Raw genomic sequence first — 13,216 nt, 5'->3', positions numbered from 1 at the left:
ATGATTTTAATCTCTAGTGTTTTTTAGGGCTTTGTTATTCCGCTGCCAGTATGGCATTTAGTGAGAAAAACATTGAAGTTTATAGCCAAGCGATGAACAAAAACATACCTGTCACAGTTGTTTTGCCAGAGGGATATGCCGATACCAAAAAATATAGTACGATTTATACGCTACATGGTTGGTCAGGCAACAATCGCAATTATCCAGATAAAACAGGACTGGGTGAATTAGCAGATAAATATGATGTGATTTATGTTTCACCAGATGGTAACTATGATAGCTGGTACTTAGATAGTGAGTTGAAAAAAGACTCCAAATATTACACCTTTGTTGCAAAAGAGCTGGTGGAATATATTGATAAACATTATGCAACTGACCCAACGAAAGAACAGCGTGCAATTACTGGGTTAAGTATGGGTGGATTTGGTGCGTTATATATTGGTATTAAAAATCAGAATGTGTTTGGTCAGATCGGGAGCATGAGCGGTGGTGTAAATATTGAACAGTTTAAAAATAATTGGGGAATTGCAGCTGTAGTGAATGATCATTGGCATAACTATAATATTAAGGACTTAGCACATAGTTTAATTTTTACTAAAAGCCAGATTATCATTGACTGTGGTATAGATGATTTCTTTATTGAACCAAACCGTGAGTTACATCGAAAACTACTCGATTTAAATATTCCACATACTTATACCGAAAAACCGGGTGGACACACATGGGCTTATTGGGCAGATTCTATTGGACAACACACTTATTTCTTCACACAACATTTTACTCAGCATAAGGTAAAATAATTTCTCAAAGAGGCACATGGTTGTGCCTCTTTCTACTTCTCATACCAAATTTGATTCACATAGAGTATAACTAAACCTGATGGCGTTTCTACTTTAATTTCATCATCAATAGACTTACCAATGAGCGCACGTGCGACGGGGGAATCAATCGAAATCCAATTTTTTGCTGGATCAAATTCATCACAACCCACAATACGATATTGTTTTTCTTCACCGGCTTCATTTTCCAGAGTCACCCAAGCGCCAAAAAAAACTTTACCTTCTTGTTTGGGGTGATAATCAACAATTTGTAGCACTTCTAAACGTTTGGTGAGAAAGCGTACACGACGATCAATTTCACGTAAACGACGTTTGCCATAAATATATTCTGCGTTTTCACTTCGATCGCCTAACGCTGCTGCATCAGAAACCGCTTGTGTCACTTTGGGACGCTCATCTTTCCACAGAAATTTCAGTTCTTGATCTAACGCGTTCCAGCCAGCACGGGTGATATAATTTGATTTTGACATACATTTTCTCTTGTTTAATTGAGCCATTTATGCCCTTTAAACATGGGCTAAATCAATGTTAGTTTAGCATTATTTTTCTGCTGCAAAAATGATAAAAACTATTAATTAACCCTAAAAAACAGTATCCTATTGGCAATTTTTATCATGTTATTTTAAAGAAGTCGTTCTATGTTAAATCAACAAATCAGTCAAACTATTGCCACGGAATTAACCGTGCAACCACAACAAATTCTCGCTGCGATCCAATTATTAGATGAGGGTAATACCATCCCTTTTATTGCGCGTTATCGTAAGGAAGTCACTGGTGGCTTAGATGATACTCAACTTCGTCATTTCGAAACTCGCTTGATTTATTTACGTGAGCTTGAAGACCGTCGCCAAACGATTTTGAAATCCATCGAAGAACAAGGCAAGTTAACCGACGAATTACGTGATCAAATTCAGCAAGTACAAAGTAAAACTGAATTAGAAGATTTATATTTGCCTTATAAGCCGAAGCGCCGTACTAAAGGGCAAATTGCGATTGAAGCAGGACTTGAGCCATTAGCAGATCTACTTTGGTCAAATCCTGAAAATGAACCAGAATCTAGTGCACACACTTTTATTGATGCAGGAAAAGGTGTCGCTGACAGCAAAGCCGCATTAGATGGAGCAAGATATATTTTAATGGAACGTTTTGCTGAAGATGCCACACTATTAGCGAAAGTTCGCCGCTATTTACAGCAAAGCGCCGTGTTAGTTTCAAAAGTGTTAGAAGGTAAAGAAGCAGAAGGGGCAAAATTCCAAGATTATTTTGCTCACCAAGAATTACTCAAAAATGTGCCTTCTCATCGTGCATTAGCAATGTTCCGTGGGCGTAATGAAGGTTTCTTACAGTTAAGTTTAAATGCTGATCCTGAACAAGAAGAAGGCGTACGCCAAAGTTATTGTGAAGAGATTATTCGTGAGCATTTGGGTGTGCGTTTTACAGGTCAACCTGCTGATAAATGGCGCGAGCAAGTGATTGCATGGACGTGGAAGATTAAAGTGGCATTGCATTTAGAAACGGAATTAATGAGCAGCCTACGCGAAAAAGCAGAAGAGGAAGCGATTGACGTTTTTGCCAGAAATTTGACCGCACTTTTAATGGCCGCACCAGCGGGTGCAAAAAATACAATGGGATTAGATCCCGGTTTGCGTACAGGCGTGAAAGTCGCAGTTGTGGATAATACAGGTAAATTACTGGCTACTGATACAGTTTATCCACATACAGGGCAAACAGAACGTGCTGCACTGGCAATTTATCAGCTCGGTAAAAAACACAATGTGGAGCTTATCGCCATCGGTAACGGTACTGCTTCTCGTGAAACAGAACGTTTTGTTAAAGGCATTATGAAACAATTCACGGATTGGCAAGCCCAGACTGTTGTAGTGAGTGAGGCGGGTGCCTCAGTCTATTCTGCGTCGGAATTAGCCGCTGCTGAATTCCCAGAGCTAGACGTATCGTTACGTGGCGCTGTGTCGATTGCACGCCGCTTGCAAGACCCATTAGCTGAATTAGTCAAAATTGAACCAAAAGCTATTGGTGTGGGGCAATACCAACACGACGTCAACCAAAGTCAATTAGCGCGTAAATTAGATGCAGTAGTGGAGGATTGCGTAAATGCAGTAGGTGTAGATTTAAACACTGCCTCTGCCCCCTTATTGGCGCGTGTGGCGGGTATGACGAAAACCCTCGCACAAAATATCGTGGCATACCGTGATGAAAACGGTCGCTTCGACAGTCGTGAGCAACTGAAAAAAGTGCCGCGTTTAGGACCAAAGGCCTTTGAACAATGTGCGGGCTTTATGCGTATTGCCGCGGGGAAAAACCCGCTTGATGCCTCAGGCGTACACCCTGAAGCCTATCCGGTGGTGGAAAAAATTCTACAAGCCACTGAGCAGTCTATCCAAGATCTGATGGGTAATGCTAGCTCAGTACGCCAGCTGGACGCGAAAAAATTTATTGATGACCAATTCGGTTTACCAACAATACAGGATATTTTTAAAGAACTGGAAAAACCAGGGCGTGATCCGCGTGGTGAATTTAAAACCGCCACCTTTATGGACGGCGTGGAAGAAATCAGTGACTTGAAAGCCGGTATGATTTTAGAAGGTACTGTTACTAACGTGACTAACTTTGGTGCCTTTGTGGATATCGGTGTCCATCAAGATGGTTTAGTGCATATCTCCTCACTTTCTGACAAGTTCGTGGAAGATCCACACCAAGTCGTGAAAACAGGTGACATTGTTAAAGTGAAAGTATTAGAAGTAGATGTCCCTCGTAAACGTATCGCCTTAACTATGCGTTTAGATGAAAGTACAGCGAAAAATTCAGAAAAAAACGACCGCACTTTATCCACTAAACCACGTACAAACCAAACATCAAAAGGACGTGATCGCAACATAGGTAGCAGCGCTATGGGTAATGCTTTTGCTGATGCGTTGAAGAATTGGAAGAAATAGTAACGAATTAAACCTAAAAACAAGGAAAAAGAATATGACAAGTGCACAACAACGAGCGGAGCTCCAACGTCGAATTTGGCAAATTGCGAATGATGTACGCGGTTCTGTAGATGGTTGGGATTTTAAACAATATGTTTTAGGTACCTTATTCTATCGCTTTATCAGCGAAAACTTCACTAACTATATTGAAGGCGGCGATCCAAACGCCAATTATGCGAACTATACTGATGCGCAAATTGATGAGTTAGGCATTAAAGACGATGCGATTAAAACCAAAGGCTATTTTATCTACCCAAGCCAACTGTTTAAAAATGTGGTGAAAACCGCACATAGTAATCAACAACTGAATACAGATTTGGCAAAGATTTTCACGAGTATTGAAAGTTCTGCAACGGGTTATCCGTCTGAGTCAGATATTAAAGGGTTATTTGCTGATTTTAACACTACCAGCAATCGTTTAGGGAATACGGTCAATGATAAAAATAAACGTTTGGTTGCGGTATTAAAAGGTGTTGATGAGCTCAATTTTGGTGAATTTGAACACAATCATATTGACTTATTTGGCGATGCCTATGAGTTTTTAATCTCCAATTATGCCGCCAATGCAGGCAAATCAGGCGGCGAGTTTTTCACGCCACAAAATGTCTCGAAACTGATCGCAAAATTAGCCCTACACGGACAAAAAACCGTCAATAAAATTTACGATCCTGCTTGTGGTTCAGGGTCGTTATTATTGCAAGCGAAAAAACAATTTGATGATCACATTATTGAAGAAGGCTTTTTCGGACAAGAGATTAACCACACCACCTACAACCTTGCTCGTATGAATATGTTTTTACACAACATTAACTACGACAAATTCCATATTGAATTAGGTGATACCTTAATTGATCCTAAACTGAAAGATGATAAGCCGTTTGATGCCATTGTGTCTAATCCACCTTATTCGGTGAAATGGATTGGTAGCGATGATCCGACCTTGATTAATGATGACCGATTCGCCCCCGCAAGCGTACTTGCGCCGAAATCGAAAGCAGATTTTGCCTTTATTTTGCATTCGTTAAGTTATCTTTCTGCTCGTGGACGCGCAGCAATTGTTACCTTCCCTGGGATTTTCTATCGTGGTGGAGCGGAACAAAAAATTCGCCAATATTTAGTGGATAACAATTTTATTGAAACCGTGATTTCCCTTGCCCCAAACCTGTTTTATGGCACGTCTATTGCGGTGAACATTTTGGTGCTAGCCAAACACAAAACCGATACTAAAATCCAGTTTATTGATGCGAGTAGTTTCTTTAAAAAAGAAACCAACAATAATGTGCTAACCGATGAACATATTGCTGAAATTGTTAAGCTGTTTGCAGATAAAGCCGATGTTGCCCATATCGCACAATCTATTGATTATGAAGACATAAAAGCCAATGACTACAATCTCTCTGTGAGTTCTTATGTCGAAGCGGAAGACACTCGAGAAGTGATTGATATTGCGGTATTAAATCAAGAAATCCGAGAAACCGTCTCCAAAATCGACCGCTTGCGTGCCGAAATTGAAGAAATTGTGGCAGAGATTGAGAGTGACTAAACGCGTGTAGTGTGTAGGATGAGCTACAGCCCATTCTACGACTAGCCCTAATCAACAATATCGAATGACAGAAAAGGGTAAACAAGTGTTATCGAATATAAAATCACGTGGCAACGTTGAATTGATTAGGCGGGAAAAGGATAAGAAATGAAACAAAATAATATTATACAGATGATTGAACAGTGTCAGGTGGAATGGAAGACGTTGGGGGAGGTGGCGGAAATTGCCAATAACGCTAGAAAACCTGTTAAAGCATCATTGCGAATTGCAGGAAATATACCCTATTACGGAGCAAATAATATTCAAGACTATGTGGAAGGGTATACGCATGATGGCGAATATGTACTGATTGCGGAAGACGGTTCGGCAAGTTTAGAAAATTATTCCATTCAGTTTGCTTCAGGAAAATTTTGGGCAAACAATCACGTTCACGTTATTTGTGGCAAATCTGAATTAAATAATCATTTTTTATATCATTATTTAACCCAATTCCACTTTATTCCATATTTATCGGGAGGGGATAGAGCTAAATTAACAAAAGGAGAATTGGTTAAAATCTCGATCCCAATCCTTCCAATTTCCCTACAAAAAGAAATTGTCCGAATTTTAGATGCACTTACAGCGGTTACCAGCGAGCTTACCAGCGAGCTTACACTCCGCCAAAAACAATACCAATACTATCGTGATCATTTATTAAGTTTTGGTGATGATGTTGAGTGGAAGAGTTTGGGGGAAGTTGCGGAAATTGGAACAGGCTCTAAAAATACAAATGAAGCGGTTATAGACGGAAAGTATCTGTTTTTTGTTCGCTCTCAAGAACCTAGAAAAATTAATGAATATGAATTCGATGAAGTTGCTATTATTACCGCTGGGGATGGTGTTGGAGTTGGAAAGGTTTTTCACTATGTATCAGGTAAATATTCTCTGCATCAAAGAGCATATAGAATAGTTGTGAAATCAGATACTTTGTTGCCAAAATTCCTATTCCATTTTATAAGAGCAAATTTTTCTCGTTATTTGGAAAAGGCATCTGTCAATTCATCAGTAACTTCATTAAGAAAACCAATGTTTGAAAAATACAAAATCCCAATCCCACCCCTTGTCACCCAACAAAAAATCGTAGAAATCTTGGACAAATTCGACCGCTTGACCAACTCTCTTAGCGAAGGTTTACCAAAAGAAATTGAAATTCGCCGTAAACAATATGAATATTATCGGGAGAAGTTGTTAACATTTCCTAAACAATAAAAAACGAGGTGAAAATGACTGACTTGATTATTTATAACACCGATGATGGCAAATCAAATGTTGCCTTACTTGTTGCTGATAATGAAGCGTGGCTAACCCAAAATCAGCTTGCTGAACTTTTTGACACCTCTGTTCCAAATATCGCCACTCACATCAAAAATATATTACAAGACAATGAGTTAGATGAGAATTCGGTTATTAAGGATTATTTAATAACTGCCCAAGATGGTAAAAATTATCAGGTTAAACATTATTCATTAGCGATGATTTTAGCAGTAGGATTTCGAGTGCGGAGTCCTCGTGGGGTGCAATTTCGTAGATGGGCAAATAACACACTACAAACCTATTTAGACAAAGGATTTTTAATTGATAGCGAGCGATTGAAAAATCCACAAGGGCGGTTTGATTATTTCGATGAGCTACTCGAGCAAATTCGAGAAATTCGAGCCAGTGAAATGCGGTTTTATCAAAAAGTGCGGGAATTATTTGGCTTATCTAGCGATTATGATAAGAGCGATAAAGCGACCCAAATGTTTTTTGCTGAAACACAAAATAAATTGATTTATGCCATCACTCAGAAAACGGCTGTAGAGTTAATTTTAGCACGTGCAGATGCCACCCTACCCAATATGGGATTGACAGCTTGGAAAGGAAAAGTGGTGCGTAAAGGCGATGTGATTATTGCAAAAAATTATCTGAATAATGATGAATTAGATTCATTAAATCGTTTAGTGATGATCTTTTTGGAAAGTGCGGAATTGCGAGTTAAAAAACAAAAAGACTTAACTTTACGTTTTTGGCGGAATAATGTAGATAATTTATTAGAGTTTAATGGTTTTCCTGTTTTAGAAAATACAGGGGAACGCTCTAACGAACAAATGAAATTATTTGTTCATCAGCAATATGAACAGTTTGATTATGCACGAAAACAACTCAAACAAAGCCTTGCGGATGCGGAGGATTTGAGGGAGTTGGAGGATTTGGAAATTGGTCTAAAAATAACTCATAAAAGTTCTAAAAGGAGAAGGTTAGATGATTATTGATCTTGCTGGTAATGATTTATTCAACTCTAATGAAATCAAATTTGATCAAAAAGTTAATTTTATTTTTGGTAAAAATGGGTGTGGTAAATCTACAATCACTAAATTAGTAAAAGAGCAGTGCAATAACTATGATGTTAGAATATTTCAGGGTTTTGAAAGTGTTGTTAGTGCAAATAATAGTTTAGAAACTGTAGTTTTAGGAGAAGAAAACACTGATATTAATAATAAAATTGAAGAGAATCGAAGAGAAATCATAAGAATTGAACAGAATATCATCTCTATTAAAAATAATATTTTGGAAAATGAAGAATATCCCGATAATTTATGGAGTAAGCGCGATTTAAAAGAAAAAAAGTATAAAGCTCAAAAAGATAAAATAGATAATTTTTGTAGAGAGTCTGCAAAGAAAATCAAAGAAGATGAACAAAAGATAACCTCTTCATCGTACAATATTACAAGTTTTAAAGAAGATATTCCACAGGCAAAATCTTTAAGCGAAGATAGAGTTTCCGAACTAAGAAAATTATTAAAATCTGAAGTTAAAACAGCTAATAAGTTGGAGATTTTGAACTTTTCTTTAAGTGATGAACTAAATTATGTAAATAGATTGTTAAGGTTAAAAGTCGAAGAAAGAACACGTCTTGTAAGATTGGAAGGAGATCATAGAAAAAAAGCGTTTGCAGAACAAGGGCTGCATATTCATAAAGCTGGTGATGTTTGTGCTTTTTGTAATAATCCTGTTTCTGAAGATGTTATTGAGGAGCTTCAAAAATATTTTGAAGCAGATGAAGTAAAAGAATTTAACTCAAACATAGACAATAAAATAAATAATATAGATAAACTCATCCAAAATATTAATAGTATGAAGATTGATGTTGATAATTTTTATGTAGATTATCAGTCTAAGATTGAAGATATAAGAATTGAATTTGATAGATTGAAAAATGAATATGTTGCATTCTTAAATAAGCTAGCATCAAGTTTAAGGGAGAAAAAATCTAATTTGTTCCAAGAAAGTAGTTTGTTACAGATAAAATCTCCCGATGAGATTAATGATGTCATTAATCAATACAACGATATTGTTGATGAAAATAATGATAGTGATCTCCCTAAGAAAAAGGAAAAAGCAAAATCTGATTTACGATTTCATTTAGTTAGTAAATTTTTATCTGAATTTAAATATGATATTCAGTATACTGAGCTAATTAGCCTTTCAGAGTCATTGAGAGAAGTAAATAATGATATTGATAAAGAAGAATCAAAAATAGAAATTTTTAACAAGGAAATAAAATATATTGAATCAACTATAAGTGATTTATTAGCAAGTACAAAAAATGAAAAAATCCTTGTTCAGAGAGTAAATAAAAAACTTAAACTATATGTTAACTTTGAATTAATCCATCAAGATGGAAGTAATGATTATAAGGTAAAATGCTCAAGAAATGGTAGCATAAGAACAGTTCATGAATTATCTACAGGCGAAAAGAATATTATTGCTTTTTTGTATTTTATTGAAAAAATTAATGATTCACTAAATAGTAGATCAAAATGCATTGTTTTTGATGATCCAATGAACTCCAATGATGATACTGTTCAGTACTTAATTATAGAAGAATTGCAAAAACTGAAAGATAAAAAAATCACAGATAATGAAAAAATTATTATTTTAACCCATAATATACATTTTTATTTAAATGTTAAATTTGGTTTTAGCTATAAAGATAATAATTTTTATCATCTTGTTAGAAATGGAAAGAATATCATTTTAAATAAAATTCATAAAAAAGAGGATGATTTCGATACTAGTTATTCTGCTCTTTGGAAAGAACTAAAGATTCTTTATGATAAAGATGATATAAGCGAAAATATGTTATTAAATCCAATTAGAAGAATTATTGAAACATACACCAAATTTAATGGCATTAGTAAAGATAAATTCTTTCAAAAGGTTGTCGGGGCGAAAAAGTTATTTAATGTCAACTCTCATTCTATAGATGATTTAGAATCGGACTTAAATGGTAAAAATAAACAAGAAATCATTGCTTTATTACAAGAATGTTTTGAACAAAATGATGCAATAGAACATTATAATCAGTTCTTCGGAGATAACTAATGACAACCCAAGCTCCCCCCATCACCGAAACCAATAATTTCATCATTCTCGATAAATACACCAAAATCGAGCAACGTGGATCCTATCAAACAGAAGCGGATTTAGAACGTGAGTTAATTGCCGATTTACAAGCACAGGGCTATGAATATCGTCAGGATTTGAATAGCCAAGAAACACTCTTAACAAACCTAAGAGAACAATTACAACGGCTCAATAATGTACAGTTTAGTGATGCTGAGTGGGTAAGATTTTTACTGGAATATGTGGATAAGCCGGCAGAAAATTTGATTGATAAAACCCGTAAAATTCACCACGATTATATTTATGATTTTGTGTTTGATAATGGGCGGATTCAAAATATTTACCTGTTAGATAAAAAGCATGTCCAGCGTAATTTCTTGCAAGTGATTCATCAATTTGAGCAAACTGGCACGCAAGCGAACCGCTATGATGTGACGATTTTAATTAATGGGTTGCCTTTGGTTCAAATTGAGTTGAAAAAACGGGGTGTGGCAATTAAAGAGGCATTTAACCAAATTCATCGTTATACGAAAGAAAGTTTTAATCATGACAACTCCCTATTCAAATTCCTGCAAATTTTTGTCATCTCAAATGGGACCAACACCCGTTATTTTGCCAATACCACCAAGCGAGATAAAAACAGTTTTGATTTCACCATGCATTGGGCAAAATCCGATAATACGTTGATTAAAGATTTAAAAGATTTTACTGCCACTTTCCTCTCAAAAAATACCTTGCTTAATGTTCTGATCAATTATTCGGTGTTTGATACCACCAATACCCTATTAATTATGCGTCCGTATCAAATTGCTGCCACAGAGCGTCTGTTGTGGAAGGTGAAAAGTGCTTATCAGGCAAAAAATTGGAGTAAACCAGAAAGTGGCGGTTATATTTGGCACACCACGGGATCGGGTAAAACCTTAACTAGCTTTAAAGCAGCGCGTCTTGCGACAGAACTAGATTTTATTGATAAAGTCTTTTTTGTTGTGGATCGCAAAGATCTTGACTATCAAACGATGAAAGAATATCAACGCTTTTCGCCAGATAGTGTGAATGGTTCAAACAGTACTGCGGGGTTAAAAAGTAATATTGAGAAAGAAGATAATAAAATTATTGTTACTACCATCCAAAAGCTCAATAACCTAATGAAGTCAGAGGACAACTTAGCTATTTATCAAAAACAAGTGGTGTTTATTTTCGACGAATGCCATCGTTCTCAATTTGGTGAAGCGCAAAAAAATCTCCAGAAAAAATTTAAGCAGTTTTATCAATTTGGTTTTACAGGGACACCGATTTTTCCCGATAATGCGTTAGGGGCAGAAACCACAGCGAGTGTATTTGGGCGTGAATTACATTCTTATGTGATTACTGATGCTATTCGTGATGAGAAAGTGCTAAAATTTAAGGTGGATTACAATGATGTTCGCCCTAAATTCAAATCCTTTGAAACCGAAAAAAGTCTGGAAAAATTGACCGCACTTGAGACCAAGCAAGCCTTATTACACCCTGAGCGTGTACGTGAAATTACACAATATATCCTCAATAATTTTAAACAGAAAACCCATCGCTTAAATGCAACGGGTAAAGGGTTTAATGCGATGTTTGCGGTGAGTAGTGTTGAGGCAGCGAAACTTTATTATGAAAGCTTTAAAACATTACAACAGGACGTAAAAAATCCACTTAAAGTTGCCACCATTTTCTCTTTTGCTGCCAATGAAACACAAGATGCAGTAGGTGATATTGAAGATGAAAGCTTTGAGCCAAGTGCAATGAATAGCTCCGCCAAAGAATTTTTACAACGGGCGATTGATGACTATAACCAACTTTTCCAGACCAATTATGGTGTGGAGAGTAACGCTTTCCAAAATTACTATCGTGATCTGGCAAAACGCGTCAAAAACCAAGAAATTGATTTGTTAATTGTAGTGGGAATGTTTTTAACGGGTTTTGATGCCCCTTGTTTAAACACGCTCTTTGTAGATAAAAACTTGCGTTATCACGGTTTGATTCAAGCCTATTCCCGCACCAATCGAATCCTCAATGCCAATAAAACCTTTGGCAATATTGTCACTTTCCGTGATTTAGAGCAATTCACCGTCGATGCGATTACCCTATTTGGTAATGCTAATACACGTAATGTTGTACTGGAAAAAAATTATCAAGCCTATATGGAAGGTTATACAGATGAACTGACCGGTGAGGCATGCCGGGGTTATTTGGATGTGGTACAAGAATTACAGGAACGCTTCCCTGATCCTGCTACGATTGAAACAGAAAAAGAGAAAAAAGACTTTGTGAAATTATTTGGTGAATATCTGCGCCTTGATAATATTCTGCAAAATTATGATGAGTATGTCGCTTTACAAAAAGCTGTTGCACCTACTGGTAATCAAGTGGAAGAGCCTTCTACGAAATATCTTGCTAAGCCTGAACTTTTGGTCACATTACTGACGCCTCACCAAGTGCAAGATTATCGCTCTACCTATAATGATATTCGTGATTGGTTACGTCGTGAAAAAGCCAGTAATAATGTAGCTCAACTCACGATAGATTGGGATGATGTAGTCTTTGAAGTCGATTTATTAAAATCGCAAGAAATTAATTTAGACTATATTTTAGAGTTAATTTTTGAACAGAATAAGAAAAATCAAAATAAACCTACGCTCATTGACGATATCCGTAAAATGATTCGCGCGAGTGTCGGGAATCGGGCAAAAGAAAGCTTAGTAGTGGACTTCATTCATCAAACCAATCTTGATGCCATCCCAGATAAAGCGAGTATTATTGATGCCTTCTTTGCTTTCGCTCAAGCAGAACAGCAAAAAGAAGCGAAAGCCTTAATTGAATCTGAAAATTTAAATGAAGAAGCAGCGAAACGTTATATTGAGATTTCGCTCAAACGTGAATATGCCAGTGAAAATGGTACAGAGCTACATGCAGCCTTGCCAAAACTCAGTCCTTTAAATCCTGAATACCGTACCAAAAAACAAACGGTATTCCAAAAAATTTCGGCATTCATTGAGAAATTTAAAGGGGTAGGCGGTAAAATTTAATGATGCTATTAATGAGATAAAAAATGAACAAAATCACCTTCTTCACGCGCTTTGAACAAGATATTCTAGCAGGGCGTAAAACTATCACGATTCGTGATAAGTCAGAATCCTATTTTCAGCCAAATCAAGTTTTGGCTGTTTACACCAATGAAACCGATCGCTTTTTTGCCAATATTAAAGTGTTATCAGTGACCCCAATTCATTTTGATGATTTGTCAGAACAACATGCACAACAAGAAAACATGACGTTACCCGAATTGCGTCAAGTGATTACAGATATTTATCCACAAGAGGAGTGGTTTTGGGTGATTGCGTTTGAATTGGTGAGTTAATCATTTATATAAAACTAAGTGCGGTCAAAAT

Annotated in this window: 9 protein-coding genes; 8 read left to right on the top strand and 1 reads right to left on the bottom strand. The window is 36.5% G+C overall.

Going from position 1 to position 13,216, the window contains the following annotated elements; genetic code table 11:
• Positions 1-50 precede the first annotated feature (50 nt).
• Positions 51-800, top strand: coding sequence for an alpha/beta hydrolase (locus C0975_RS07050; protein WP_245853323.1), 750 nt, complete (start codon positions 51-53; stop codon positions 798-800).
• Positions 801-832: 32 nt separating this feature from the next.
• Here the strand turns inward: C0975_RS07050 and greB are convergent, their stop codons facing one another.
• Positions 833-1,309, bottom strand: coding sequence for a transcription elongation factor GreB (greB, locus tag C0975_RS07045; protein WP_101775679.1), 477 nt, complete (start codon positions 1,307-1,309; stop codon positions 833-835).
• Between the two features lie 168 nt (positions 1,310-1,477).
• Between greB and C0975_RS07040 the strand changes: the two genes are divergently transcribed.
• The 7 genes from C0975_RS07040 (at position 1,478) to yqfB (ending at position 13,185) form a co-directional block, all read left to right on the top strand.
• Entirely contained in the window at positions 1,478-3,793 is a 2,316-nt protein-coding gene (locus tag C0975_RS07040) for a Tex family protein (RefSeq protein WP_101775678.1), read from the top strand.
• A gap of 34 nt (positions 3,794-3,827) precedes the next feature.
• Positions 3,828-5,375, top strand: a complete 1,548-nt coding sequence (locus C0975_RS07035) for a type I restriction-modification system subunit M (protein WP_101775677.1) — start codon at positions 3,828-3,830, stop codon at positions 5,373-5,375.
• 147 nt (positions 5,376-5,522) lie between these two features.
• Entirely contained in the window at positions 5,523-6,623 is a 1,101-nt protein-coding gene (locus tag C0975_RS07030; protein WP_101775676.1) for a restriction endonuclease subunit S, read from the top strand.
• 14 nt (positions 6,624-6,637) lie between these two features.
• Positions 6,638-7,666 carry a virulence RhuM family protein gene (locus C0975_RS07025; RefSeq protein ID WP_101775675.1) on the top strand — a complete coding sequence of 343 codons (1,029 nt, stop codon included), beginning with the start codon at positions 6,638-6,640 and terminating at the stop codon, positions 7,664-7,666.
• A complete protein-coding gene (locus C0975_RS07020) occupies positions 7,656-9,779 on the top strand; it encodes an AAA family ATPase (RefSeq protein ID WP_101775674.1) in 2,124 nt (707 codons plus the stop codon). Before C0975_RS07025 ends, C0975_RS07020 begins: the two co-directional genes overlap by 11 nt.
• Positions 9,779-12,853, top strand: coding sequence for a type I restriction endonuclease subunit R (locus C0975_RS07015; protein ID WP_101775673.1), 3,075 nt, complete (start codon positions 9,779-9,781; stop codon positions 12,851-12,853). The genes C0975_RS07020 and C0975_RS07015 overlap by 1 nt, the downstream gene beginning before the upstream one ends.
• A gap of 23 nt (positions 12,854-12,876) precedes the next feature.
• Positions 12,877-13,185 carry a N(4)-acetylcytidine aminohydrolase gene (yqfB, locus tag C0975_RS07010; RefSeq protein WP_101775672.1) on the top strand — a complete coding sequence of 103 codons (309 nt, stop codon included), beginning with the start codon at positions 12,877-12,879 and terminating at the stop codon, positions 13,183-13,185.
• Positions 13,186-13,216: the final 31 nt, after the last annotated feature.

Origin of the sequence: Pasteurella oralis, assembly GCF_002850605.1 — a bacterium.
Lineage (GTDB): Bacteria > Pseudomonadota > Gammaproteobacteria > Enterobacterales > Pasteurellaceae > Pasteurella > Pasteurella oralis.
This window is presented reverse-complemented; position numbering and strand designations above follow the sequence as displayed.

Bases quoted from the DNA above. Each gene is read 5' to 3' on its own strand.
- C0975_RS07040 (WP_101775678.1), top strand. From the start codon at position 1,478: ATGTTAAATCAACAAATCAGTCAAACTATTGCCACGGAATTAACCGTG.
- C0975_RS07015 (WP_101775673.1), top strand. From the start codon at position 9,779: ATGACAACCCAAGCTCCCCCCATCACCGAAACCAATAATTTCATCATT.
- yqfB (WP_101775672.1), top strand. From the start codon at position 12,877: ATGAACAAAATCACCTTCTTCACGCGCTTTGAACAAGATATTCTAGCA.
- greB (WP_101775679.1), bottom strand. From the start codon at position 1,309: ATGTCAAAATCAAATTATATCACCCGTGCTGGCTGGAACGCGTTAGAT.
- C0975_RS07035 (WP_101775677.1), top strand. From the start codon at position 3,828: ATGACAAGTGCACAACAACGAGCGGAGCTCCAACGTCGAATTTGGCAA.
- C0975_RS07050 (WP_245853323.1), top strand. From the start codon at position 51: ATGGCATTTAGTGAGAAAAACATTGAAGTTTATAGCCAAGCGATGAAC.
- C0975_RS07030 (WP_101775676.1), top strand. From the start codon at position 5,523: ATGAAACAAAATAATATTATACAGATGATTGAACAGTGTCAGGTGGAA.
- C0975_RS07020 (WP_101775674.1), top strand. From the start codon at position 7,656: ATGATTATTGATCTTGCTGGTAATGATTTATTCAACTCTAATGAAATC.
- C0975_RS07025 (WP_101775675.1), top strand. From the start codon at position 6,638: ATGACTGACTTGATTATTTATAACACCGATGATGGCAAATCAAATGTT.